The sequence below is a fragment of the Microcoleus sp. S13C4 genome, from assembly GCF_036700865.1.
Taxonomy (GTDB): domain Bacteria; phylum Cyanobacteriota; class Cyanobacteriia; order Cyanobacteriales; family Microcoleaceae; genus Microcoleus.
Window position 1 is genome coordinate 1 of record NZ_JAUBPS010000050.1, and the last position, 26,681, is coordinate 26,681.

Genomic DNA, 26,681 nt, shown 5'->3' on the forward strand with positions numbered 1-26,681 from the left:
AGCTCGTCAGCAGGGTTTTGACATCACTGTTAGTGGTTGGCAGTATGGCTAATTGAGAATGGTGCAAGATCTCAGTTGTACCCGACACTTGGCTGCACCGGCTGCTTTATAATTACGGGCGATTTATCCCTGCAAGAGTGAATGAATTTACTTTTGGACTGCTCAGTCACCTGTACACCCAAGTGCTACAGCGTCGTATTGTCCGCCGGCTCGTGAGCGAACACCAGATTGGTATTGTACACGAAGCGATACCAGTCTCGGCAACAGTTCCTTCGTTGATGTTCGGATTGGGGGTGCCGGTAGTTATCGGGCCGATGAACACGTCGGTTAAATTTCCTCTGGCTTTTCGATCGCGCCAAAATCCTACCATTGATATTTTAATCGAGCTCGGTCACAAGTGCGTCGATTTCTTCAATCGCCTTTTTCCAGGTAAAATCAAAGCCGAGACGCTGTTAGTGGCCAACGATCGTACGAAGCAGGCACTTGCATCTGGGGTCCAGGGTAAAATTATTGAACTTGTGGAAAACGGCGTCGATTTCTCGGTGTGGCGATCGGACTGTAGCTTATCAAGAGCAGCGACCGGGCAGGTTCATTTTATTTTTTTAGGCCGGCTGATCGACTGGAAAGCTGTAGATTTGCTGCTGGAAGCCTTCGCGCCCGTCGCTGCTCAAACCGATGCAGTCTTGGAAATCATCGGTGATGGGCACATCCGAGGGGAACTTGAAGCTCAAACAGCTCGTTTAGGCATCGACAGCAGCGTTGTATTTAGTGGCTGGCTGTCTCAGGAGGAGTGCGCTATCAAACTGAAACAAGCTGATGCAATGGTTTTCCCCAGTTTGCGGGAATGCGGCGGGGCAGTGGTGATGGAGGCAATGGCAATGGGCTTGCCCGTCATAGCAACGAACTGGGGCGGTCCAGCGGATTATCTGAATTCCAGTTGCGGTATTTTAGTAGAACCAGCTTCTAAAGAAGGCTTTGTCAAGGGACTGACAGATGCGATACTCAAGCTAGCCCAGTCGCCTGAATTGCGGCAGAGTATGGGTTCTGCGGGGCGGGAGCGCGTTCGGGAGCATTTTGACTGGGAACGGAAAGTCGATCGAATACTTGAAATTTATCAACAAACGATCGACGATTGCCCGAAGCATTAGGTAGCCGACCATTAAAGCATAAAGCAGCTTTCAACCTGAAAGCTGTTGCTTGGGGGTGCTAAAAAAGTATGTGGCTGTCCAAAGACCCCCCTCTACATCCTAGCGATCGAAAAACGGGTTAACCCGTTTGTTTGGTTAACCCGCGAGCTTGGAAACCTGCAGATCAATTAGTTTTGCACTACCAGCTTAACGTTGGCATTTTGCAAACCGCGCTGCTTGACTGCGGCCAAGGTCTTGTTAACTGCGTACTTCTGGTTGATGGAGTTGATTAACTCAGTTTGATTGTGTTTTTTGGCGACGCCCCAGAGGTCGGCAATTAGGTCAAAAGAACCATCGCTATTGCGAGACCAACCTAGGTCATATTCGCCTTCGAGAATCGCTACGATGTCGGAGCGAACGCGCTGACCGTTATAGCCACGAACATCAGCTTCTGACTTGACTGAAATGCCCAAGTCGCGCAGGGAAGCTTTCAGGATTTCGGCATCGGTGATTTTGGTACGCAGAGTGCTAAAGTGAGACATTGGATTTCCTCCTAATAAAACTGAGAGAGAAACAACAACGGTCTGGATTTAACGGTGCCGCTGGGCGGCTCTTGAATCGAACTGCTAGCTGTTGCTAGCCTTTGCTCCTGTTTGGACCAGGAGAAAGCTTTTAGAATTCCATTCGCTGGTATTCAGCGACGGAAGACGCAGCGGGCCGTGCACGCTGTCTCGCCCAATCTCGGAGGGCGGTGACCTGTTCGGTCATTGTTTTAGACAGTGGCATTGTGGATTTAATGGCCGCTATAATGTCGAGCTGCGTAAACTCTCGATCTTGAGCGAAGGCTTCGTACATTGCTGCTACTAGCGCTTGCTCAATCTCTGCACCTGAAAAGCCGTCGGAAACATTAGAAAGTTGCTCTAAATCGAAGCGAGTGATTTCCCGACGCCGCTTTGAGAGGTGAATCTTAAAAATATCTTGGCGTTCTTCTTTGGTAGGCAGATCAACAAAGAAGAGTTCGTCGAATCGGCCTTTCCTCAAGAATTCTCCCGGCAACCGCTCGATTCGGTTGGCTGTTGCCATTACGAAGACTGGGGAAGTCTTTTCTTGCATCCAAGTGAGGAATGAACCGAAAATCCGGCTGGAGGTGCCTCCGTCTGAGTCGGCCGAACCAGTGCCTCCTGCAAAGGCTTTGTCTAGTTCGTCGATAAAGAGGAGGGCTGGAGAGATGGATTCTGCGGTTTTGAGGGCATTGCGGAGGTTGGCTTCCGATCGACCCACCATCGAGCCGTCGTAGACTCTACCCATATCTAGCCTCAGCAGCGGCAGTCCCCAGAGTCGGGAGGTGGTCTTGGCAATCAGGGATTTTCCGCATCCCGGTACGCCGAGAATTAACATCCCTTTTGGTTGGGGCAGACCGTATTCTCTCGCCCTTTCTGTAAAGGCGTTGGAACGCTGCCTGAGCCACCTTTTGAGTTCTTCTAAACCCCCCACTGCATCCAGGGTTTCGTCTTCTTCTATGAACTCTAGAATCCCGTTGCGCCGAATTAATTGCTTTTTCTCCGACAGAACGATGTCTACTTCTTCTTCTGTTAGGCGCCCCGTAGAAACTTGGGCTTTGCGATAAACTTTTTCAGCTTCGTCCTTGGTCAATCCCAAGGCTGCTTTTAAAAGTTTTTCTCGCGCTTCTGTGGTAATGCGTCGCGATTTCGTTTGCTCCAACTGGTTAGACAATACTTGGTTGAGTTCCTTCATGTCTGGGAGCGCGAAGTCTAAAACCACTACTTCCTTTTCTAGCTCGATCGGAATTTGCTGCAAAGGAGACATCAGTATAATTGTCTTTTGCGTTCCTTTGAAGTTGGCGATCGCATCCCGCAACAACCTTGTTACAGTGGCATCATCTTTAAAAGGATGCAGGTCTTTGAAAATGTAGATACTAGCGTTGCTGTTTGGTTCTCGCTGCCTGATCGCCCATTCCAGTGCTGCCTGTGGCGAGAGGGTGCTTTGCTGAGTGTTCGCACGAGGTTGACCGTACTCTATCATGCCCTGGGTTACAGTCCAGACAAAGACTCGCCGCTGCGGCTTGGCTTGAGCTATTGCCGATATTGCTTGCTCACACCGCTCTTCCTCGGATGTCACGAGGTAGATCAGAGGATATTGAGCTTGGATTAGAATACTGATCTCTTCTTGCATAGTCCTCGACCCACTAGAGACGGTGCTATCTTTGCTGAATCTCAATGCTGCCCTTGGCTCTGTTACTGAAAATTTCAGTTCTAGCTTTTTGGGGAAGCAAGGCATTCTTAGCAGGGAACCAATTCTTCCTCTCCCGGTTTGGCCGTGCTGGCACTGACGCCCGACACCTGCTTTACTGGAAGCTCCTGTTCAGCCAATACGCTCGGCTGACTTGTTATGGATGCCAGTTCTCCATCTCGCATTACTACTGAACCCGTGCATTCTGGACAGTTGTATACCCGATGGGTTTGTCCGTAGGACGCTTCAACTTCGTCAACCAGTTCGGGATTTCCTAGGTAGAAGACAATTGCCCTTTCTGCAATTGATGACATCGGTTCTGTTTCGACTGCGGCTCGGATTTTGAGCTGGCGATGCAGTTCTGGTGGAAGATACAATGTAACTTTTTGCTTTTCTTGCATATGACAGTGAATTGACTTACCCGGGTATGTATATCAGATTAGCCGCTTCATTCTTTGCTGTCAAGCCTCTATGCTGCTTTAGCGTCATCTTGTAATATTTCGTTACATTTGAGGTAACTCTGGGGCAGTTAACAACGAAAAAGTTAGGGGTGTAGCTGATGAGGCCGAGGTGTAGCGGCAGGTATGGGTAGCGTCAAGGACGATCGACCCATTATAAATATCAACAATAGATATATAGAACCCATTTGAGATCTATTGCTGTAAGCGTAAGCCCTGTGCGATATGGATTTGGGTTCTTTTGCCACCATCGCCCCATGATTTCTCGTCTTGTGGCTATTGAGTTATGTGAGACGACTTGTTTGTCTGCCTGATTTTTTCAGAAAAGATCTCAAATGGGTTCTATAGTGGGCGTTGCTGAATACAGGTATGAATAAAGTTTTATGGGAAGTTACAGAACTCACCATACTTGGCTTATAGCAATTCCTAAATCTTCCATTCATACCTGTATTCAGCAACGCCCTGTAGTGGAAATAGTTTGATGTGGCAAGTCTGTTTTGTAGAGCGCAGGGAATCAAGCCGTTCGTGCCGTTTTCCCGGCGCCCTCGCGAGCGAGACGCTCGTTCCCCACATGGCGTACTATCTCTATGGGGCAGTGCTGGGTAATATATACTTGGACGCGCACCTGCTAACCTGAAATTTTTAATTTTAGATATCAAAGAACTGACTGATGGATTTAGACCAACAGATTCAAGCATTGATCGAAAAAGCTCCGCCCGACGGTTCGACGCCACAAATCTTAAAGGCGATCGCCCCGGCCCTGGTGTTAATTGCCCAACAGCTACAGCACCTCGAATACTCGATCCTGCAAGCGGTAGACCAAAGTTGGGCGATCGTGGTTTTGAGCAATCTCAAGCAACCGGGACGGGAGAAGAGGGTGATTTATGCTTGGACCAGTATTAAAGATGCGTCGCAGGCTGCCGCTGCAGGGGGCGATCGCCTGAGACCGGTGGTTTTGCCTGTCACTCACATTTTATTTCAGATGATAGCTCTGGAAGGTCTTGACAGCATTGTTTTTTTTGAAAGCCCCGGCAATCAGGAAGTCGGGACGGAAATCCCTCGCGAGCAAGTACAGAGTTTAATTAACGTTTACTTGCAACAGTATCGATCGGCTCCACCGCCCGATATTGCTTAAACAAGTTAATTTCCTATTAATTGGTAATAGGGCATTAGAGACTGGGCATCGGGCATCGGGCCTTACTCATTACCCCTCCCCCATTACCAATTCCCCATTACCAATTCCTCGTAAAGTGTATGTAACTTTTTCACCTCTAATAAAGTCGGCTCAAAACGTAATCTGCCAAGTCAATCAAAGCTTGGCGGGACTCTGAATGCGGCAGCGGAGCTAAGTATTCGACGGCTTTCTGTGCGTGATGGGTGGCTAGTTCTCGCGATCGCTCTATGCCTTTAGAATCTTCTACCAATGCCAGGGCCTGCTCTATATCTCCTTCTTCGGCGAACTCGCGTTCTATGAGAACTTCCAAGTAAGGCTTTTCTTCTAAGCCAAATAGCGCTGGCGCTGTCAGATTCCCGCTTCTGAGATCCGAGCCTGCGGGTTTCCCCAAAGTTTCCGTTGAAGCGGTGAAATCTAATATATCATCTACTATTTGAAAGGCTAAACCAATATTGCGGCCGTAGTTGTACAAATCGTCTGCTATTTCCGCTGAAACCTCGCTCAGACAGCCGGCTGCTTTGGAACTGTTGGCGATTAAAGACGCTGTTTTGTAGTAACTTTTTTCGAGGTACGCTTCGATCGACAAGCTGGTGTCAAATCCATTTAGTCCCTGTTGAATTTCCCCCTCCGCTAAATCCATAATCACTTCGGAAAGCAGCTTGACTACTGGCAGGTTGTCCAGATTTGCCAAATGCCAGGAAGATTGAGCAAACAGAAAATCTCCCGCCAATACTGCCACTCGGTTGTTAAACCTACTGTGTACCGTCGGTACTCCCCGCCGCAGATCCGACTCGTCAACCACGTCGTCGTGAACCAAACTTGCTGTGTGGATCATTTCCGTGATTTCAGCGAGGCGCCGGTGTTTTTCTGTGATTGCACGATCGGGCATAGTCGCCTTGGCCATCAACAGAACGATTGCGGGTCTCACTCGTTTTCCCTTTGTGCCGAATAAGTATTCTGCAGCCGCGTACAAGATGGGATGACGGGCACCCACTAACTGTTTTAAGTTTTCTGTCAACAGTCGCAGGTCTTCTTCAACCGAGGAAAATAGGAGAGTGCTAGAGATCATGGATACGCCGACTCAAGCCGTAAAGTAACAAAATTTTACAAATCATATCTTTATTTTAAGGTAATTCTCTGCAATAGAAAAGAAAAATCTAGGCGATCGGCAGCTATTTGTCATCGGCCGCCCGATGGGAGTCACCCGCCTGCCAGAGGCGAGTAGCCGGCTGCCAGAGGGGTTGCCCCTATTGTATCGAATTGTTAAGGGCACGGCCAAAAAATCTCTAAATCCCAGAAACCCTGTGTTATTATGGGTATTAAGGATTTAAACAATTCTATACATTAAGTACAGCCAGACTGGCAGGTAGCTTTTAGGTGCCTGTAAAAGTTTCGTAGAGCCAGCCTTGTTAGTCGATCGCAGCCCAAATTTCTGGGACAGATTTTTAGTTCCTCGCGGCTAAAAGTTTTCAGAAGTTAAGAGTAGCGCATCTTATGTGCACGGTAGCTCAAAGCAGCTAAAGTGGATGGTTTTAGGCTGTTTAAGCATCTGTAAAGCAGTAAATCATTATTGATGACCGGGAACGCCTAAATGTTCCCGCAGGCTTGATATGGAAAAACAGCCTTCAGAACCAAGGCATGGTCTTGCGTGCTGACTTAATGTAGTAGGTCTTGAACTTGTCCTGCTCCTCCTCGTCCTTGACTTTTGGTTCTAATTATGATTTATCGCGATATTCCTCTAATTATTCCCATTCTGGCCGCCGGCTATGTAATGACTATTTATGTACTGCTGATGTTGGCCCAACGCAGCGCTAAAATAACTCGACTGGGCGAGTAGTGCACTGCTGGGCAGCCGAAGTCGGCAGCAGCGCCCTCGCTTCACAGTTGAGAATTCGGAATACTCAATAATAACCCTGCCTTGAATGCTTGCGCGCAAAGGCAGGGTTATTATTTACAATTGCCGGCACCGTGATTTTCTGGGCTGCTAGTTACTGCAACACATAGCTACAGTTATCGATGTTCAATGCCCACAGCCTCTGAGGCAGGATATTAGATTTAGTAGCAGCTTGTATCGCTCACAGCAAGTTTCATGTGAGGGAAACCCGGCCAATATTGCGAGAAAGCTATTAAAGTGTTCTCAAAAAAGCTGAGTTTGAAGTTGTAGATGATTGTGCCAAAACTCTCAATATTCCTATTTTGTAGGGCAAGAACTTACAGAAATAAAACGCGAATTTTCTAAAGTTAGCAACCTGCTTGCTCAACAGAAGGAATCCATAAACTTGCACTGCAATCCAATATTTCATCAAAGGGTGCTTAAATGGCTGATTCAGTCATATATTTTCTGCCATTTATTCACAGTTTACCAAGAAGAGGATTTGCTTGAGAGAGCAACAAAAGTAATTTTTAATAATTTAAAAAAACCTTGTTATAACTATAGGAGAAATAATTAATTGCGAATATTAATGACCGCATTAAAACTCTATTAACTTTTAATTAAAATAACTAAAACACAGACTATAAGTTGTCAGATATTCTCAAGCTCCACGGCCTAAAGTGTTGGGTAATCCCGACGAACTCAAACAAGTTGCCATAAATATGATGCACAATGGTTTACAAGCGATAGACAATTGCCGAGTTTTAAAAGTAGAGGTGAGAGCCGACAATCAGAGCCTGCTCGTCAGTGGCAAGTGAATTACTCGGGAATTTGGCCACGAATATTTGATCCGTTCTTTACTACAAAACCCGAGGAAGGCAGCGGGTTGGATCGGGAGATTGTTAAAAAAAGTGTGGAAAAACATTCGGGTAAAATAGAAATAACATCAGTTATCGGTCAAAGGACGTGTATGGTGTTACTTCCGATCGCCGTTTAGCGCGATCGTACTAAAAATCATACCAATACGCGACTAAAAATGCAACTCTAGACTGATGTCAAACCTGGATTGCGGTCAGGGTACCGCCACTGTAAAATCGGAAATCTAAAATGGTATTAAGTGGCGGTTCCGCCTGCATCTATCCCCCTTGATTTGCCCATGTCAACAACAGTTTCTGATACCCACAGCTTGCTAGAACAGGCGATCGACCCCAAACCGCCGGTGCTGCCTCCAGACACACCCTTGAAAGTCGCAATTGCTGCCATGAGTCAGGCGAGTGCCAGTTGCATTTTAATCGCGTTTGAGCAGCAATTGCTCGGAATTTTGACAGAGCGCGATGTTGTGAAAATAACTGCTAGCGAAATACCGCTAGCAGGGGTGGCAATTTCTGAGGTGATGACTGAAAACCCGATCGCCATTTCCCTCGATAAAGCGGGGAATATCTTCAAGGTATTGAGCATATTGCGATCGAAAACAATGCGTCATTTACCCCTCACAGACGAAGGTGGCAAGTTGCTAGGCGCTATCACCTGCGAAAGCATCCGTCAAATCCTCAAGCCGACCGACTTGCTGAAAACGTGGCGGGTTCAAGAAATTATGACTACACAAGTAATAGTTACCTCAAGCAGCGCCTCAGTTTTAGAAGTCGCAAAACAGATGAGAACCCAGCGGAAAAGCTGCATAGTCATTTGCAGTGAAAGTGACAACAAAAATCAAAAACCTGTGGGCATAATTACAGAACGCGACATTGTTAAATTCCAAGCTTCTGGGCTCGATTTCGCCAGCACTCCAGTCACCGCCGCGATGAGTTTTCCGCTGATAGCGTTGCAGGTAAAAGCCACCTTGTGGCAGGCTCACCAGTTAATGCAGCAGCACCGCATCCGCCGCTTGGTGGTGGTGGACGAGGAAGGATATTTAGCCGGAATTGTGACTGAAATTAGCCTGCTGCAAGCCTTAGATCCGGTAGAAATGCACGCAAATGTCGAGCTTTTGCAGGAAACAGTTGCCGACAAAATTCAGGAGTTGAACAAAATGAACGAAGAATTGCAAAAAGAAGCGTTGCGGAGAACAGAAGTAGAGGAAAAATTGCGAATTTTAAATGATAATTTGGAAGAACAAATCAAGCAGCGAACTTTACAATTAATTAATGCCAACAGTCAATTAAAAAAGGAAATACAAGACCGCAGCACCGCTGAAGCTGAAGTTCGCCGCCTCAACACCGAACTCGAACAGCGAGTTCTAGACCGCACAGTTCAACTAGCAGCCAGTAACGAAGAATTGCAGCAACAAATTAGCAGTAGAAAATTGCTCGAAGAAAAATTGCACTTTTCTGAAAGGAAAGTCCGCACCGTTTTTGAAGCTATGACCGACATCGTTCTCGTGCTAGACCATCAGCGGAACATAGAAGTTTTGCCAACGAATGTGGCAGCGGCTTCTGAGCCTGATTGTGATATAGTCAGCTTGACCATAGAACATTTTTTTGACGAGGAAAACCCAGATGATTGGTGGGTGTTAGTTCAGCAAGTGTTAGAAACACAACAAACTCTCAATTTTGACTACAGCTTAACAGTTTGTGGTCGCGAAATTTGGTTTTCCGCCTGCATTTCTCTGTTCTCAAAAGATGCAGTCATTTGGGTTGCCCGCAACATCAACGCCCGCAAAATAGCCGAGTCAGCGCTGTGCCAAAAAAATGCAGAATTATCTCATACCTTAGAAGAACTGAAGCGGACTCAAAAAGAACTCATTCAATCAGAAAAAATGGCAGCCCTTGGACAGTTAATTGCCGGAGTTGCTCATGAAATCAATTCTCCTTTAGGGGCGATTCGCTCTTCTGTGCAGAACATCGCCGACTTCTGGACGGAACAATTGCAGCAGTTGCCGATATTTTTTCAACAACTATCCCCGGAACGGCGGCAGGATTTCTTTGCTTTGCTACACAAGTCCAGCCAAGAAACAGATACATTATCTAGTAAAGAAAAACGTCAGTTAAAAAAAATTTTGCAGGGGCAATTAGAATCAGAAAATATTGACGACGCCGCCAGTCTTGCCTGTACTTTATTAGATATCGGTATCGGCAATAATCTAGAAGGTTTTTTGCCTTTGTTGAAAGACAGCCAAAGTCGAAATATTGTTGTACAAACAGCCTACCAATTTGCTACGGTTCAAAAAAGCACTAAAAATATTGCTACTGCCACAGATAGGGCAGCCAAAATCGTTTTTGCTTTGAAAAGCTACTCTCGTTACGACCAGTCGGGTTCCAAAGTAATCGCTAATATTACCGACGGTATTGATACTGTTTTAACGCTTTACCACTACCAAATCAAACACGGTGTGGAAGTAGTCAGAAACTATGGTACTAATTTGCCCTCTGTGCTATGCTATCCTGATGAACTTAATCAAGTTTGGACAAATTTGGTTCACAATGCTTTACAAGCGATGGGCAACAAAGGAGTGTTAAAAATTGATGTCAAACACCAAGCGAACGCAATATCAGTCAGTATTACCGACAGTGGTCCAGGCATTGCCCCAGAGATTATGCCGAGAATTTTTGAGCCGTTTTTCACAACTAAACCTCCAGGGGAAGGCAGTGGTTTGGGATTAGATATAGTTCAAAAAATTCTGGAAAAACACCAAGGTGAACTGCAAGTAGAAAGCGTGCCTGGTCAAACAAAGTTCACTGTATCCTTGCCCATTTAAATCTCTGAGTGAAATTTAAAAACTGAGATAAAACGCCCCCATTTAAAAAATTAAATAGAGGAAATACTATGCCCAAACCAGTAATTTTGTGCGTTGACGATGAAGTTGTGGTATTAAATAGTTTAAAAATTCAACTAAAAAAAGAATTTGGCGATGCTTACCTCTATGAAGTAGCAGAAAATGCAGATGAAGCTCTGGAAATAATCGAAGAAATTCAAAAAGAAGATGAAAGTAATATTTTGGTCATAGTATCTGACTGCTTAATGCCTGGTATTAAAGGAGAGGAGTTTTTGATTGTAGTTCACCAAAAATATCCAAATATTGTGAAAATCATGCTGACCGGGCAAGCCGACGACTTAGCAATAGCACGGGTGAAAGAGCAAGCCAACTTGCACAGTTGTTTGTACAAGCCATGGGATCGAAAAGAATTAGTAGAAACTATAAAATCGGGTTTGGCAAAAATATGAATAATAAACCTGTGATTATTTGCGTGGATGACGAACCGATAATTCTTGAAAGTTTAAAAATAGAGTTAAAAAAAGCCCTGGGAGAAGAACACTTATTAGAAACCGCTGAAGGTGGCGAAGATGCTTTAGAGTTAATGGAGGAATTACTGGCGGAGGGCTGCGAAATTGTGGCAGTAATTTCTGACTATTTGATGCCCAATATCAAAGGGGACGAATTGCTGAAGCAGATTCACATAATCTCGCCAAAAACTATCAAAATTATGCTAACTGGGCAAGCAGACCTCGAAGCCGTGGCAAATACTATTAAATATGCTAAATTGTACCGATACATATCCAAGCCTTGGCAGTCCGAAGATTTGAAGTTGACGGTAAAAGAAGCGATAAACAGCTATTTTAGGGAGAAGCAATTAGCGGAACAAAATGCTCAACTCCAAAAGCTGAATCAAGAATTGGAAACTTTAGTTGAGGAGCGGACTGCACAACTGCGCTTGTCTGAGGAAAAGTTTGCTAAAGCTTTTCGTTCTTCTCCTAACCCAATTACTATTACCCGACTTAATGACGGTCGTTATTTAGAAGTTAATGAGGCTTTTTGCCAGACAATCGGTTATTCGGCAGCAGAAATTCTCGATTGCACGGCGCTGGAGTTGAATTTTTGGGAAAATATACAAGCCCGCGTCGAGTTGTTTAAAATTTTAGACGAAAAAAAAATTGTTCTCAACTACGAATTTGATTTTCGCACTAAAACTGGGGAGCTCAGAACTGGGCTGCTGTCCGCAGAAATCATTGACATTCATGGCGAAACCTGCGTGATTTCTGTGATTCAAGATATTAGCGATCGCAAATTAGCTGAAGAAAAACTCCGAGCTGTAGCGGCTTCTTTAGCAGCAGCGCAAAGAATCGCCCGCGTCGGCAATTGGGAATACGATTTCTCGGCCAACACAACTACTTGGTCGGAAGAGTTATCTCGGATTTTTGGGTTCGATCCAACCCAGCCTGCGCCAACACTAACTGAGTTTTCGCAATACGTGCATCCCGGCGATCGACAAAAGTGGCAAACAACGATCGACGCTGCTATTGCTAGCGGGCAATCCTACAGTTTGGAATACCGAATCCTGCGGGCGGAACCGACAATTGGTGCCGATAATTGCCGGTCAAAAACAAGTGAAGGCGGCTTCATCCGCTACATCGAAGCCAGAGGAGAAGCAGTTGTCAACCAACAAGGGCAAGTGACAAAACTCTTCACAACTTTGATGGACATTACCCCTCGTAAACTTGCAGAAATAGCCCTAGCAGAGAGCGAAGAAAAATACCGGCATTTAGTTGAAACTTCTCAAGATATTATCTGGTCTTGCGATGCTGAAGGACACATTACTTTTGTGAACCAAGCAGTGAAACAAATCTACGGTTACGACCCTGAAGAAATGATGGGGTGTTCTTTTAGCGATTTTTTAGCGCCCGCACAAATAGACCGGAACAGGGAACTTCAGCAGCGCTTACTGACGCCAGATGCGGTGTTTCAGTACGAAAGTATAGTTTTAGGAAAAGACGGCAGACCAATTGATGTAAATACAAAGGTAATCGCGCGTTTGGACGCTGAAGGAAACATCATCGGCACAACAGGCACAGCTAGCGATATTACCGAGCGCAAACAAGCAGAAATAGCCCTGAAAAAAGCAAAAGAAGAAGCCGACAGAGCCAACAGGGCGAAAAGCGAATTCCTCTCGAATATGAGCCACGAATTGCGAACTCCCCTCAACGCAATTCTAGGTTTCAGCCAACTGCTGGCTCGCGACCCAGCCCTCGGTGCCGACCAACAGCAATACTTAGGAATTATTAGCCAGAGCGGGGAACATTTACTCGTCCTGATCAACAATATTCTACAAATGTCAAAAATTGAAGTCGGACTGCTGACGCTTAATAACAGCACCTTCGGCTTGCACAAAATGCTAAAAAATATTGAAAATATGTTGAAGATCCAAGCCGAAAAAAAAGGGTTGCAGTTAATTTTTGATTTCCCCCCCGACCTACCTCAATATGTAGAAACAGACGAAAGCAAATTGCGCCAAGTGTTGCTCAATATAGTCGGAAATGCTATTAAATTTACTGCGGAAGGTGGTGTTAATTTGAGAATCAAACATGAGCTGTTAAAAAATCCACGTCACGCCGAGATGCCGCTAAGTGACAATGGCTGTTTGCTATTTGAAGTGGAAGACACGGGTTCGGGAATTTCTCCGGAAGAAATGGACAATTTATTTAAACCTTTTGCCCAAACAGAAAGCGGAAAAAAAGCTCAAGAAGGAACCGGTTTAGGCTTGCCAATTAGCAAACAATTTGTCCAGTTAATGGGAGGGAAGATGACGGTAACAAGCACCATCGGTCGCGGCAGTATTTTTAGATTTGATGTTAAAGTTTCGCTCCCTAATGCAGTGGAAATTCAGGTGGTTCAAACAGCTCGCCGCGTTGTGGGTCTCGAACCCGGACAGCCAGAATACCGGATTTTAGCTGTTGACGATCGCCTGGAAAGCCGATTGCTGTTGGTCAGAATGCTGAAATCCCTTGGCTTTGCGGTGCAGGAGGCTGAAAATGGCGTTCAAGCTGTGGAAATGTGGTCGAGTTGGGAACCTCATTTGATTTGGATGGATATGCGGATGCCGGTGATGGACGGTTACGAAGCTACTAAACAGATTAAAGCGCATTTGAAAGGTCAAGCAACGGTGATTATTGCTCTGACTGCAAGTGCTTTTGATGAGGAGCGATCGCTGATTTTGTCTGCTGGTTGCGATGATTTTGTAGCGAAGCCTTTTCGGGAGCCAGTGATTCTGGAAAAAATGGCTAAGTATTTGGGAGTCCACTATGTTTACGATCGAGAAGCTTCGCTAAGTTCTGATGCGGTGGCGTCCAGCGAGGTTCCCACGGCAAATGAAACGGCTGATTTGGCTTTTACGCTCAATGCTTCATTTTTTGAAGCTATGCCTGCTGAATGGATTAATGAATTGTATTTTGCGGCGGATGCAGTTGATAACGAGCGGATTTTTCGCCTGCTGTTGTCGATTCCTCCTATTAATGCTAGTTTCCGCAGCGCGATTGCCGATTTGGCGAATAACTTCCGGTGCGATCGGATTATTGATTTGATTGAGGAGTTTAGAAATTGTTGAAGGAAGAAGGAAGAACGGAGAGTGGCAAGTTTAGGATTATAGATGATTTAGCTTGAGCGCCTATTTGTAGAGTAGCCCGCAGGCGATCGGCTAATTTACTTCTAGCCAAGCTGCATACCCTGATAATCATAAGTCATTCCCAATTCTTTAATCTCAAATCTTAAATCTCAACTAAGATAAGTTCTGTAAATATAAAAGGACTTGCTCCCGGAGGGAGTGCTATAATTAATATTTAAGCCGTTTTCCTAATTTCAACTATTCTTAAATTAACAAAAAATAGAGAGAGATGACCAGCACTCAAACAAAAGAGAATAAAGGCAACATATTAATTGTTGACGATACTCCCGAAAATTTGCAAGTTTTATCAGCAACGCTGTCAGATCGGGGCTACACAGTCCGAGGCGTAATTAACGGCAAAATGGCAATCAGAGCCGCGCGATCGGGTCCTCCAGATTTAATTTTGCTCGACATCAAAATGCCAGAAATGGACGGCTACGAAGTCTGTATGCAGCTCAAGGCAGATCCGCAAACATCAGAAATTCCCGTTATTTTTATTAGCGCTTTAGATGAAGTATTGGACAAACTAACCGCCTTTAAGGTGGGAGGAGTAGATTTTATTACAAAACCCTTTCATGTAGCAGAAGTTTTAGCGCGAATTGAACACCAACTGACTATCCAAAGACTGAAACAACAATTGATTGAGCGCAACAAAGAACTGCAAGAAGAAATAATAGAACGCAAAAAAGCCGAAGAACTAGCGGCTGCTGCATCCCTCGCAAAAAGTCAATTTGTTGCCAACATGAGCCACGAATTGCGGACTCCCCTGAACGCCATCCTCGGTTTTACCCAAGTCATGAGCCGCGACTCTTTACTCAACCAAGAAAATCTCGAAAATCTCCGCATTATTAACCGCAGCGGTCAACATTTGCTGGAACTAATTAACGATGTTTTAGACTTGTCGAAAATAGAAGCAGGGATAATTGGCTTAGATGAACGTAGCTTTGACCTTTATCAGCTCCTCGACACTCTCGAAGAAATGTTTCATGTCAAAGCTGAAACAAAAAAATTGCAACTGAAATTTTCCGTGGATGCGAATGTTCCCCAATATATAAAAACTGACGAAAAAAAGCTGCGCGTCTGCTTAATTAACCTGCTGGGAAATGCCATAAAGTTTACTCTCGACGGCGGCAGCATTTGGCTGCGCGCGAGCTTGGCAGACAAGCAACCACAGCCCGCCGCAGCATCGGAGATTGATCCTAACTCTACCTCGGCCCAGGAAAGTTTAATTTGGTTTGAAGTTGAAGATACGGGAGTTGGCATAGCAGCAGCAGAAATTGATACTTTATTTGATGCTTTCGTGCAGACACAAGCGGGGAGAAAAGCGGCTGAGGGTACGGGATTGGGTTTGACAATTACTAAAAAATACGTGCAGATAATGGGGGGAGATATTGGGGTAGTCAGTGTGTTAGGTGAGGGAACGAGTTTTAAATTTAATATCCGAGTATTTCCCGCTAGTTCGTCTGAAATAACAGTCGCGACATTGCAGCGGGTGATCGGACTAGAAATAAACCAACCAGTTTATCGGATTTTAGCAGTTGATGACAATCAAGAAAATCGTCGGCTGCTGGTTAAAATGTTGCAACCAATTGGTTTTGAAGTCCGAGAAGCGGAAAATGGCTACCAAGCTGTTGAACTTTGGGAAAGTTGGCAGCCTCATTTAATTTGGCTGGATACGCGAATGCCAGTAATGGACGGTTTTGAAACTGTCAGACAAATTAGAACTAAAGAGAAACAAACTCAGCGACGAACTGTAATTATTGCTCTGACTGCTAGCACTTTTGAGGAAAAAAAAGGCGAAATTATCGCCGCAGGTTGCGACGATTTTGTGCGAAAACCTTTTCAAGAACAAATTCTCTTTGATAAGATGGCTTGCTACTTGAGAGTGCGCTATCTTTATCAAGAGTTGCCCCGGCTTCCTGTCGGGGCTTTACGGCGTTATTGTGTGAGCGAAAAACCCGATTCATTTTTCCGAGGGCTGCTGGCTCAGATGCCTCAAAGTTGGGTGCAGGAACTCTACGACGCGGCTAATGATGTTAATGAAGAGCTGGCGATTCAAATTGTCGATCGCATCTGGGAAAGTCATCCAACTTTAGCTGATGCTTTAAAAGATTTGCTTGCCGATTACCGACTCGACAAAATCATGGATTTAACTCAATCGAGTTTAAAATAAATGGATAATAGCGAAATTAAAGTATTGGTGGTTGATGACCAACCAAGCAATCTGCGGTTCTTATCCAAGCTGCTAATATCTCAGGGGTATCAAGTTTATCGAGCTATTTGCGGTCAACTGGCGTTGAATGTTGCGATCACCCATTGCCCGGATTTAATTTTGCTCGACATTAGAATGCCGGAAATGAACGGTTATGAAGTTTGTCGGAGACTGAAAGCGAAAGCTGAAACTGAACAAATTCCGGTGATATTTTTAAGCGTATTAGATGAAATGAGCGATAAATTACAAGCTTTTCGTGTTGGAGGTGCCGACTATATTACTAAACCATTTCAAGTAGAAGAAGTTTTAGCGCGCATCGACAAGCAAGTCGGTTTGCAAAAACTGCAACAGCAATTAAAAGAGCAAAATTATCAACTGCAACAGTCGCAGTCGCTGCTTGCTAGCATATTAAATAGTTCCTTAGACTGTGTGGTGGCTTATTCTGCCGTCCGCAACAGTGAGGGAAATATTGTAGATTTCGAGTGGCTGTTGATCAACCCAGCAGCCGAAAAATTTTATGGTCGGCGATTAAACGACATAGTTGGCAAGAATTTGTTGGCGGAAATTTCCCAAGTTAGCAATAACGGGTTATTTAATTTGTATGTTTCTGTAGTAGAAACAGGAGAAACTGTAGACCAAGAATTTTATTACGAACACGAGCCAGATACAAGAGCTTGGCTGCACCTTGTTGCGGTGAAATTAAACGACGGTCTGGCAGTCACCTTTCGCAACATTACCGAGCGCAAACGAGCCGAAATTGCCCTGCGAGAGAGCGAAGAACGCTTCCGCGCGATATTCGAGCAAGCGGCAGTCGGCATAGCTAAAACCGCGCTTGGCGGTCAATTTATGCGGGTAAATCCTGGCTTTTGCCAGATTGTCCGCTATGCAGAATCGGAATTGCTACAGCAAAATTGGGAGGCAATTACTCACCCAGATGATAGAGAAGCGGACAGAGAATACCTGCGATCGCTGTTATCCGGAAAGATTCAAACTTTTTCTGTGGAAAAGCGTTTGCTGTGCAAAGATGAGGCAGTGCGCTGGGCGAATGTTACTGTTTCGGCAATGCGTGATGTCAAGGGGACACTGCAATATTTGATTTGTGCGATCGAGGATATTTCCGAACGCAAGCTGGTACAAGAACTGCTGCAAGCTAGTTTAGACACTCAAACCCGCTACGCTCAAGAATTAACTCGTTCTAATGCCGAACTAGAACAGTTTGCCTACGTGGCTTCTCACGATTTGCAAGCGCCTTTGAGCACGATTTCCGGCTACGCTCAACTATTAGAAAAACGCTCTTCCAACCAACTTGATGCCCAAGGGAATAAATTTATCCGCAATATTGTTAATTCTTGCGAGCGGATGCAGGCGCTGATTGATGACTTGCTGGAGTATTCGCGGGTCGGTCGCAGTCAGAAACCTTTTGAGATCATAGATTGCAATCGGGTTTTTGAGGATGCTTGTGCTAATTTGCAGTTGGCCATCCGCGAGAATCAAGCTTCTGTTACTAGGGGCAATTTGCCAAGGGTAACAGGTGACTGTTTTCAACTGCTCCAACTGTTTCAAAATTTAATTGGTAACGCTATTAAGTACCGCAGCAGTGAGGCGCCGGTGGTGCAGGTGGGCGCTTCGCGTCAGGGGGATAGCTGGGTGTTTTCAGTGCAGGACAACGGTATTGGGATTGCCGAAGAGTACCATCCGAGAATTTTTCAGATTTTTCAGCGCTTGCACACCCAAAAACATTATTCGGGAACTGGTATCGGTTTAGCTATTTGTCAAAGAATTGTCGATCGACACGGCGGCACCCTTTGGGTAAAATCAGAACCGGATCGAGGCTCGACTTTTTATTTTTCTATTCCTCTACCAAAATGAAGTCAGCAGTCCGGCAGAAGCACTTACCTGCCCTTTACTTAAGCTTGAAATCTCTTTATCTTTTCTTTACAAAAATGCTTCTAAAGTGTAGCATATTCACTGATGACATCGAGCTAAAAATATATAAATATAAATATATTAGCTCGATCCTTATACAACTTAGAAATCAGCGGTGCGCGCAAGACTTGTGAGTTTTTTTCAACTTTATCCAGAGCATCTTGCTTTGGGATGCAGTAGTTTCCCTAGTAGTTCCCGAATCAAGATTTGTGATGTGTTTGCAGTTTGTAGGTTCTCGGACAGACTGCAAAGTGAAACAAGCATGATTCCCCAACCTTTGCAAATCAACGAAAACGGTAAATTGCTGCAACACAAATTCAGTGTTCTCAGCCAGATTTACCGGATGATCGCAACAGATGCTGTGCAGGTACTCAGACATGGCTCAAAGTCCAGCAACCTCACAAAAGCCGTTGGTAGTGAGGCAAAGCCGTGAATTATAAAAAGAAAAAATTTACTCTTTTAATAGCAAACGATGACGAGGATACGCGCTTTTTGATGGAGGAAGCACTGCGAGAAGTTCGATTAGCAATTACGAGCGAATTTGTGGAAAATGGAGAACAAGTGCTAGACTACTTGTACCGTCGTGGTCAATATTTTGCTAGCAGCAATTTGCCTCAGCCAGACTTGATACTTTTGGATCTGAATATGCCGAGACTGGACGGACGAGAAACACTAATTTCAATCAGATCTGACCCCCATTTGCAACAAATTCCGGTTGTAATGCTCACAACTTCGCACCGCAGAGGAGATATCTTGCTTTGCTACCGCTTGGGAGCCAATTCTTTCATATCCAAACCAGTCACTTTTGAAGGATTGTTAGAAGTAATGAAGACTTTATGTGAGTATTGGTTTGAAGTCGTTTCACTCCCGCCGGATATGTAAACTTTAATGGAGGGCTAAATCCATAGTTTGAGTGTATAGTGAATTTGATAAGCCGAAATATTTGCCGATCGCAAGTATCGCTCTCAAAACAAAAAAGTCGCCTTCGACCCGATCCCAACGCTATAGTTGTGTTAACACGTAAGCAATGTTTGAAAATTTTGTTGGTTGAGGATGACCTCGCAGCTCCGACAATGATCGAAGATCTTTTAGGGTCATTCACCGACTCTCTATTTCTCGTTCAAACTGTTAAGTCTCTGGAGATAGGAGCCGGATATCTGGAAGTAGAAAAGTTTGACGCCGTACTATTAGATTTGTCAGGGTCAGACAGCTTGAGAGGAAGCGAGGAGATCGCAGTTTTGAAAACGCGATGGCCCACATTGCCAATTGTGGTGCTGACAGATATCAACGATGAAAATAGGGCGCTGTCGATATTGCGCTGGGGCGCTCAAGATTGTTTGGTAAAGGGAAGATTTCACAGAACTCTGCTGGTGCGGGCAATCCATTACGCGATCGAACGCCAGCAAATCGAAGAACAATTGCGGCAGCAGGCTCTCCGACAGCGGCTGTTGGGCAAAATGATCGAAAATATTCGATCGTCAATAGATCCAGCAAGCATTCTCCAAAGTACCGTTGCAGAAGTGCGCCAATTTCTCCAAACAGACCGCGTTTTAATTTATCGCTGTCAGGAGTGGGTGTCTCAATTGGACGGGGAAGAGCAAAAAGGTGCGATCGTCGCCGGTGACGGTTTGCCAGAAGGTTATATTGAAAACCAAAATATTAGTGCTGCTTTGGCGGTGTCATGCTTTGTTTTAGTCGAATCACAGTCGGTACAAGCAATAGCAGATGTCAGCACTGCCCCCTTGGCTGGCAGTTGCAAAGAATTGCTGGCAGATTGTGAAATTGCAGCAGTTATCAGCGTGCCAATTTGGCAATCAGGCGACTGGGAAACGGCAAAAGAAACACAAGAAGCTACTGTTTGGGAAGTCGATAAAAATCAAGAGGCAGCGGAAAATTATATCTGGAACCAGGCGAGTGGCAAACCGCAGGCGCAGGGTAAAAATTTGCCGGATTCGATCGCAGAAAATGGCAATATTTTGTGGGGAATGCTGACAGCATACAATTGCAGCGGTGTCAGGGAATGGCAGCAGTGGGAAATAGATTTCTTACAGCACTTGGCAAATCAAGTGGCGATCGCGATCGAACAATCTCAACTTTACCGCAAGCTAGCAATAGCGAATCAAAAATTGCAGCAACTGGCAACTACTGACGGACTGACTGGCATTGCCAATCGCCGCCAGTTTGATCGCGTTTTGAGCTTAGAGTGGCGCAGATTGGCCAGAGAAGAACTGCCGCTGTCTTTAATTATGTTTGACATCGATTTTTTTAAACTTTACAACGAGTTTTATGGGCATCTCGGCGGGGACGATTGTTTGCGCCAAGTTGCCGGGGCGATCGCCAGAGGAACCAACCGGGCTGGGGATTTGACTGCCCGCTACGGTGGCGAAGAATTTGCCCTAGTGCTGCCCAACACTAGCGCCGAAGGGGCAAACGCTGTCGCCCGGAAAATTTGCGACGGCATAGCCAGCTTGAAACTGCCCCACGCGCGATCGTCGATCGGCCCCTACGTTACCCTCAGTTGCGGCATTGGGACAGCGATTCCTTCTGCCCAGGAATCTCCCAACACCCTAATTCGCAGCGCTGACAGCGCCCTTTATCAAGCCAAAACCGAAGGCAAAAATCGTATTTGTCACGCCACCAGTAACTCGGAATCTTCCCCGATTTTTATGTAAAATTTGAAGGTAATTGGTAATTAGTAAGATGGTGTTTGATTTTTCACTCACAACTCATAACTCATATTGTTGACGTTAGCATCGGAATAATAATTTTTTGAGTGCAGTGTCAGCGGGATGCGATCGAGTGACCCGGAGCAAAGATAATGCTCGCTTGCAGGGTATAATTCCGATGTTACAGTATTTAATATTAGCCATTTCCGCTTCCTAATTTCCAATTACTAATTGCTAATTTATTGCCCCAAATTTGAATTCCTACCTGTTAAATTCGGTCGTACTGGAATTTCAATCAAAAACTCCGCTCCCTCACCTGGTGTCGAAGTACAACTCAATCTGCCGCCGTGGCGATCGACTATAATCGAGTGAGAAATCGACAATCCCAAACCCGTGCCCTTGCCCACAGGTTTAGTCGTGAAAAACGGGTCAAACAGCCTCGATCGCACCGACTCCGGTATCCCCCGCCCGTTATCCGCAATAGATACTGCTACGAAGCCCGCACCAGCCTGATAACTGCGAATAGCGATCGTGCTGGGATGTCGATCGCACTCCTCGATCGGACGCTGCTTGTCCCGTTCTTCCAAAGCATCGATCGCATTAATTAAAATATTCATAAATACCTGATTCAACTCGCCCGGAAAACATTCAATTTGTGGCAATATTTGGTAATCTTTAACTATCTGAATTTCTCCATGACTGCTGTGAGATTTTAACCGATTTTGCAAAATCATTAAAGTGCTATCAATTCCCTCGTGAATGTTGACAGACTTCCCAGCGGACTCGTCCAATCGCGAAAAGTTACGCAATGATTTCACGATCTCGACAATTCGCTCGGTTCCTACTTGCATCGAATTAAACAATCTGGGGAAATCCTCAGCAATATAATCCAAGTCTATTTCATTAATTTTATCCAAGACTGGGGCCGGAGGATTAGAACAGTAATGCTGGTACACTTTAATCAACTCCAGCAAATCTAAAGTGTAATTGCGAGCCGGAGTGAGATTGCAGTGAATAAAGCTAACAGGGTTATTAATTTCGTGAGCAACACCAGCAACTAACTGACCCAAACTCACCATTTTTTCATTTTGAACGAGCTGAGCTTGAGTAGTTCTGAGTTTGTTAATAGCTGCTTCTAACTCTAAGGCTTTTGAACGTTCTCGTGCTTCTGATTCCTGCAAAGCTGACTCGGCTTGTTTGCGATCGGCAATTTCAATTTGTGCTTGCTCAAACAGCATCGATTGCTGGATAGCGATCGCCAACTGCACGCTAATTTGTTTGAGACACTCGACCTCAATTTCCAGCCAGTGGCGGGGGCCCGCGCACTCGTGGGCAATCAATAGCCCCCACAACTTGTCGCTTTGCAAAATTGGCACTACCAAATTAGCTCGCACCTGAAATTGACTTAATAAATTAATGTAGCACTCGGAAAAATTAGCTTGGTAAATATCATCGACAGCTACAGCACGACCGTGTTCGTAAGCAGAAGCATAGCTGTCTTCAAAGCAGGAATCGTTAATAGTTATTCCCTGAATAGCCAGCCAATTTATCCCCACCGACTCGACATTTACAAAACCGCTCCAATCGGGATTAAACTGATAAATAACTGTCCGATCTGTTTGCAAAAATTGCCGTACTTCAGCAACAGTTTTTGTCAAGATTTCTTCTAAATTTAGAGAAGAGCGAATGCGTTCCAGCATCGCTACCACCAGGCGTTCCCGCTTTAATTGCTGGCGCAAGATAGCTTCGGCAAGTTGGCGAGTGCTAATATCTTCAATCACAGCAATTACATAGCTAGGTTCCCCAAACCCATCCCGCACTAATGATACAGTCATATTAGTCCAAACAAATGAACCTTCTTTGCGAATAAAGCGTTTTTCAAGGGAATAATTAAAAATTTCCCCAGCTAACAGTCTGTCGCGCGACTCGACATCGGCTGCTACATCTTCGGGGTGAGAAATATCTCCAACATTTCGCGCTTTCAGTTCCAATTCGGAGTATCCGACAATATTGCAAAAGCCTTGATTTGCATTCAAAAATTGACCGTCTGGCCACACTTTAACAATGCCGATCGCCGCTTGTTCAAATACAGCTCGAAATCGCTGTTCACTTTCTTGCAAAGCAGTTTCGGCTTTTTTGCGATGGGTAATGTCCATTGCCGTGCCAAACAGCCTCACCACCTGACCCAACTCATTTTTAACAGATTGTCCTTTAGCGTTAACGTGCCTGATTTCTCCTGATGGAACATAGATGCGGTGGTCGATGTCGTAAGCTGTCCCTTCAGTCACTGCCTTTTGCACAACTTGTGAAAACCTTTCTTTGTCATCGGGATGAATTTGCTCTAAAAGTTCTTCCATTGTGGGCGGCCGATTCAATTCTCGACCGTAAACTCGAAACAGTTCTTCCGACCAAGTAATAATTCCTGTCTCCCTATCGGATTCCCAATTGCCGATGCGGGCTATTTTTTGCGCTGCTTGCAACTGTTCGGCCAGTTGTTGCAGAGATGCGATCAACTGCGTTTTTTCGGCTTCTGCTGCAACGCGGGCGCTGATATCTTTATGAGTGCCTGTTATCCGCAACGGCGCACCCCATTCATCGTACTCGACTACCTTGCCCATCGCCAGAATCCACTGCCAATTGCCCGCTTTGTTGAGCATCCGAAATTCAACTTCATAGATATCAGTCTCACCTTCCAAATAGGAATTTAAACATTCCATTACCTTCACTCGGTCTTCTGGATGCAGCAACCTTTCCCAACCTTTGAGGTTATTTTCAATTTCGGTTTCTGCATAGCCTAGCATTGATTTCCAATAAAAGTCGAAATAAGTTTCGCCCGTAGCTATATTCCAATCCCACAGCCCCAAAGAGCTGCCTGAAACCGCCAACTGCAATCGCTCTTGACTGAGTTTTAATGCCGATTCGGTGCGTTTTATTTCTGTGAGGTCGGCAATTATGGCTATCATTCCTATCGGTTGAATAGCGCTATCTTTAATGCAGTTAGCTCGCAAAAAAGTTTCTCTAATGTCGCCATTTTTACTCTTAATTTCTATTTCACTTTCCCAGGAAAAACCTTTCCGCATCACCCTAAATAACTTTCTCAAATCTTGAGATTTTGGGTACATTACTGCTGGGCCACCGGCATTATTTAGTTCCTCAACTGTATAGCCGTAGCGCTGAATAAATGCTTGATTGTGATAAACGGAATAACCGTCCAAATCTGCGATCGCGATCGCATCACTAGCGCTGTCTACAGCTTGAGTTACCAGGCACAGAGTCAGTTCGGCTTGTTTGCGATCGGTAATATCAAAAATCGCTCTGTCGAGCCACAAAACTAGCCCTTCTAGATTGTAAGTTGGTCTACCTCTTTCCGACATCCACCGCACCGCGCCGTCAGCGCAAACAATCCGGTATTCTAGATTATACGGCTGTTTCGACTCTACTGCTGCCCTGATTTGTCGATCGACCATTTCGTGGTCGGCCTCATGGATAATGCTAGTAAAATTCCAGCGGTTTTTGCCAATAAAATCCTCGGCAGGATAACCACTAATTGCCTTAATTTCATCGCTAATAAATACCATCGTCCCATCAGCATCATACAAGCTGCGGCAGATAGCGCCGGGGATATTCTCAACGAGCGAGCGAAATCTGGCTTCACTCTCCCGTAAAGCTGCTTCGGTCTGTTTTAAATCAGTAATATCCAGCACCATGCCTTCCCAAACTATATCGCCTTCCTGCCCTATTTCTGTGGGATCATCAACTCGTTCCGGTCTCGAAACCCCTTGCAGCCACTTAATTTTTCCCGACGGCACAATCGCGCGCCATTCCTGCTGCCAGGGCTGCATATTCGCCGCAGAAACAGCAATAGATTCTTCAAATCTTTGGCGGTCGTCTGGATGAATACAACTAAAAAATAGTTGGGGATTTTGCTGAATATTTTCAGGTTCCAATTCATATAAATCGCGGCTGCCCGAAGAAATGTAAGGAAAACTTTTTTGACCGTCGCTTGAGAGACGAAATTGATAAATTATTCCCGGCAAATTGGCAGCAAGTTGTCGCAGTCTAGCTTCGCTTTCTTGCTGCGCTAATTGTTTGCGCCTATCCTCAGTGATATCTCGAATTATTCCCACGAGAATTTTACTGCCCTCGGTATTTTCAAAGACAGCTTTTTTAGTAGACAGAATGTGCTTTGTACCGTGGGCGTCCGTAAATATTTCCTCACTCTCGTTTCCTTGCCCCGTCCTAAACACTTGTTGGTCAGTATGCCAAAAAATCTCAGCTTCTTGTTTTGGGAAAAAGTCATAATCCGATTTGCCCAGTAGTGCCTCGCGCTGCTTCCCGATCAGCTTGCAAAAAGCATCATTTAACAGTATCCAACGGTGCTGTTCATCCTTGACAAAAAGTGGGTCTGCAACTGCATCGATTGTATAATTCAAAAACTTTTTACTAGCTTCTAGTTCGGAAAGTGCTAAAACTTTATCTGTAATATCATTGATAGTTCCTGTCGTCCCCTGCGCCTCGCCGTTCCAGCCAAAAATAAAAAATTCTTGCACTTCCACCCAGCGAATTTCCCCATTTTTGGTAACATACCGACTTTCGTAACAACAGGATATTTCTTGATTTGGTCTCCGGCCTCTAAACAAATTTAAATATTGGTCTTGATCCTCAGAATGAATGTAACTCAAACAGGAAGTTCCTAAGCTTTCATCAACGGTAAATCCGGTAACTTCCGTCCAAGCCGGATTGAGAAAAGTCCAATTGCCAGCAGTATTTGTTTCAAAAACGACTTCTTTGATATTGCCAACAACCTGGTGGTATTTTTCTTGACTTTTTTGCCATTCTGCTTGCCGTTTCTGGCGGGCGATCGCGCACCTGAGCGTCCGCAACAGCAGCCGACTGTCTACTTGTCTTTTCACCAAATAATCTTGAGCGCCCGCAGCAATTAACTCGACGGCTAGTTCTTCGTCCTCGGCGGCTGTCAGAATGACGATCGGAATATTTATACCGCAATCTTGAAGTCGGAAAAAAGTATTAAATTTTAGGCTGTCAGGAAGTGAAAGATCTAATAAAATCACATCAAAAATTTTGTCGCTTAAAATTTCTATAGCTTCCCGGAGGCGAACTACATTGGTCAGATCAATTGATTTTCCTCGTTGGGGCTCAGACAGCAGTTCTTGAATGAGTTCTGCATCCTCTGCACAGTCTTCTACTAAAAGAATTTTCAAACAAGCAGGCGTTAAAGTTGACTCAAAAACAGATGTCATACCATTTTATATTTTATATTTTTGATTTGAGATTTGGAATGACTGATGACTATCGCCGTTTGGTTCTTGCGTACAGTGGCATTTTTTTCACTGCTATCCTTTTGCTATTTTTTAGTAATTATAAAATCTCAGCAGCGGATGCAGCTACCTAGCTCATGATTGGGGAACTTGAACCGCACGCTTGAGAGTGCGCTGTGTGCTTGCAGACCCCGCAGATTTATTTGTAGAATTGAGTTGTTCGCTGCAAGTTTTCCGCCTCGCCCCAAACCTAGTGGCCCAAAACTATCATACTCTTACCAATATTGCAACTCAACTCTGTTTTAATTTACAACCTTTGGCAGGGGAATAGCAAGAGGCAAGT

General features: G+C 45.0%; 16 protein-coding genes. 11 read left to right on the forward strand and 5 right to left on the reverse strand.

Annotation, left to right across the window (positions count from 1 at the left end; all coding sequences use genetic code 11):
• Positions 1-137: 137 nt before the first annotated feature.
• Complete coding sequence (locus QT996_RS19845; RefSeq protein ID WP_333048480.1) at positions 138-1,148, forward strand: glycosyltransferase family 4 protein; 1,011 nt, start codon at positions 138-140, stop codon at positions 1,146-1,148.
• 167 nt (positions 1,149-1,315) lie between these two features.
• On the opposite strand, the gene QT996_RS19850 is transcribed toward QT996_RS19845, so the two are convergent.
• The 3 genes from QT996_RS19850 to QT996_RS19860 form a co-directional block, all read right to left on the reverse strand.
• The gene (locus tag QT996_RS19850; protein WP_006635781.1) at positions 1,316-1,669 is read right to left on the reverse strand and encodes a DUF1257 domain-containing protein; all 354 of its coding nucleotides are present in this window, start codon (positions 1,667-1,669) and stop codon (positions 1,316-1,318) included.
• A 130-nt stretch (positions 1,670-1,799) separates the two neighbouring features.
• Complete coding sequence (gene ycf46 / locus QT996_RS19855) at positions 1,800-3,320, reverse strand: stress-responsive protein Ycf46 (RefSeq protein WP_333048481.1); 1,521 nt, start codon at positions 3,318-3,320, stop codon at positions 1,800-1,802.
• A 107-nt stretch (positions 3,321-3,427) separates the two neighbouring features.
• A complete protein-coding gene (locus tag QT996_RS19860) occupies positions 3,428-3,778 on the reverse strand; it encodes a hypothetical protein (RefSeq protein WP_190737673.1) in 351 nt (116 codons plus the stop codon).
• 727 nt (positions 3,779-4,505) lie between these two features.
• Here QT996_RS19860 and QT996_RS19865 point away from each other — a divergent pair.
• Positions 4,506-4,970: a hypothetical protein gene (locus QT996_RS19865; RefSeq protein WP_333048482.1), complete on the forward strand. Its 465-nt coding sequence runs from the start codon at positions 4,506-4,508 to the stop codon at positions 4,968-4,970.
• Between the two features lie 136 nt (positions 4,971-5,106).
• Here QT996_RS19865 and sds read toward each other — a convergent pair whose 3' ends face one another.
• Positions 5,107-6,078: a solanesyl diphosphate synthase gene (gene sds / locus QT996_RS19870; protein ID WP_333048483.1), complete on the reverse strand. Its 972-nt coding sequence runs from the start codon at positions 6,076-6,078 to the stop codon at positions 5,107-5,109.
• A 1,618-nt stretch (positions 6,079-7,696) separates the two neighbouring features.
• On the opposite strand from sds, the gene QT996_RS28695 reads away from it, so the two are divergent.
• The 9 genes from QT996_RS28695 (at position 7,697) to QT996_RS19910 (ending at position 21,065) form a co-directional block, all read left to right on the forward strand.
• Positions 7,697-7,879 (forward strand): ATP-binding protein, encoded by a 183-nt coding sequence (locus QT996_RS28695; RefSeq protein WP_445304582.1) that lies wholly within the window; start codon positions 7,697-7,699, stop codon positions 7,877-7,879.
• A 159-nt stretch (positions 7,880-8,038) separates the two neighbouring features.
• On the forward strand, positions 8,039-10,576 hold the full coding sequence (locus tag QT996_RS19875; RefSeq protein ID WP_333048484.1) for a CBS domain-containing protein: 2,538 nt from the start codon (positions 8,039-8,041) through the stop codon (positions 10,574-10,576).
• Between the two features lie 68 nt (positions 10,577-10,644).
• On the forward strand, positions 10,645-11,043 hold the full coding sequence (locus tag QT996_RS19880) for a response regulator (protein ID WP_333048485.1): 399 nt from the start codon (positions 10,645-10,647) through the stop codon (positions 11,041-11,043).
• Complete coding sequence (locus QT996_RS19885) at positions 11,040-14,198, forward strand: PAS domain S-box protein (protein WP_333048486.1); 3,159 nt, start codon at positions 11,040-11,042, stop codon at positions 14,196-14,198. The genes QT996_RS19880 and QT996_RS19885 overlap by 4 nt, the downstream gene beginning before the upstream one ends.
• A gap of 286 nt (positions 14,199-14,484) precedes the next feature.
• Positions 14,485-16,428: a response regulator gene (locus tag QT996_RS19890; RefSeq protein ID WP_333048487.1), complete on the forward strand. Its 1,944-nt coding sequence runs from the start codon at positions 14,485-14,487 to the stop codon at positions 16,426-16,428.
• Positions 16,429-18,336, forward strand: coding sequence for a PAS domain S-box protein (locus QT996_RS19895; RefSeq protein WP_333048488.1), 1,908 nt, complete (start codon positions 16,429-16,431; stop codon positions 18,334-18,336).
• Positions 18,337-18,655: 319 nt separating this feature from the next.
• Positions 18,656-18,826, forward strand: coding sequence for a hypothetical protein (locus QT996_RS19900; protein ID WP_333048489.1), 171 nt, complete (start codon positions 18,656-18,658; stop codon positions 18,824-18,826).
• Positions 18,823-19,275: a response regulator gene (locus QT996_RS19905; RefSeq protein WP_333048490.1), complete on the forward strand. Its 453-nt coding sequence runs from the start codon at positions 18,823-18,825 to the stop codon at positions 19,273-19,275. Before QT996_RS19900 ends, QT996_RS19905 begins: the two co-directional genes overlap by 4 nt.
• A gap of 128 nt (positions 19,276-19,403) precedes the next feature.
• The gene (locus QT996_RS19910; RefSeq protein WP_333048500.1) at positions 19,404-21,065 is read left to right on the forward strand and encodes a diguanylate cyclase domain-containing protein; all 1,662 of its coding nucleotides are present in this window, start codon (positions 19,404-19,406) and stop codon (positions 21,063-21,065) included.
• A 233-nt stretch (positions 21,066-21,298) separates the two neighbouring features.
• Here QT996_RS19910 and QT996_RS19915 read toward each other — a convergent pair whose 3' ends face one another.
• Positions 21,299-26,320 carry a PAS domain S-box protein gene (locus QT996_RS19915; protein WP_333048491.1) on the reverse strand — a complete coding sequence of 1,674 codons (5,022 nt, stop codon included), beginning with the start codon at positions 26,318-26,320 and terminating at the stop codon, positions 21,299-21,301.
• Positions 26,321-26,681: the final 361 nt, after the last annotated feature.

Excerpts from the sequence above, each read along its gene's own strand:
- QT996_RS19850 (WP_006635781.1), bottom strand. The coding sequence starts at position 1,669 with ATGTCTCACTTTAGCACTCTGCGTACCAAAATCACCGATGCCGAAATC.
- ycf46 (WP_333048481.1), bottom strand. The coding sequence starts at position 3,320 with ATGCAAGAAGAGATCAGTATTCTAATCCAAGCTCAATATCCTCTGATC.
- QT996_RS19860 (WP_190737673.1), bottom strand. The coding sequence starts at position 3,778 with ATGCAAGAAAAGCAAAAAGTTACATTGTATCTTCCACCAGAACTGCAT.
- QT996_RS19865 (WP_333048482.1), top strand. The coding sequence starts at position 4,506 with ATGGATTTAGACCAACAGATTCAAGCATTGATCGAAAAAGCTCCGCCC.
- sds (WP_333048483.1), bottom strand. The coding sequence starts at position 6,078 with ATGATCTCTAGCACTCTCCTATTTTCCTCGGTTGAAGAAGACCTGCGA.
- QT996_RS19875 (WP_333048484.1), top strand. The coding sequence starts at position 8,039 with ATGTCAACAACAGTTTCTGATACCCACAGCTTGCTAGAACAGGCGATC.
- QT996_RS19880 (WP_333048485.1), top strand. The coding sequence starts at position 10,645 with ATGCCCAAACCAGTAATTTTGTGCGTTGACGATGAAGTTGTGGTATTA.
- QT996_RS19885 (WP_333048486.1), top strand. The coding sequence starts at position 11,040 with ATGAATAATAAACCTGTGATTATTTGCGTGGATGACGAACCGATAATT.
- QT996_RS19890 (WP_333048487.1), top strand. The coding sequence starts at position 14,485 with ATGACCAGCACTCAAACAAAAGAGAATAAAGGCAACATATTAATTGTT.
- QT996_RS19895 (WP_333048488.1), top strand. The coding sequence starts at position 16,429 with ATGGATAATAGCGAAATTAAAGTATTGGTGGTTGATGACCAACCAAGC.
- QT996_RS19900 (WP_333048489.1), top strand. The coding sequence starts at position 18,656 with ATGATTCCCCAACCTTTGCAAATCAACGAAAACGGTAAATTGCTGCAA.
- QT996_RS19915 (WP_333048491.1), bottom strand. The coding sequence starts at position 26,320 with ATGACATCTGTTTTTGAGTCAACTTTAACGCCTGCTTGTTTGAAAATT.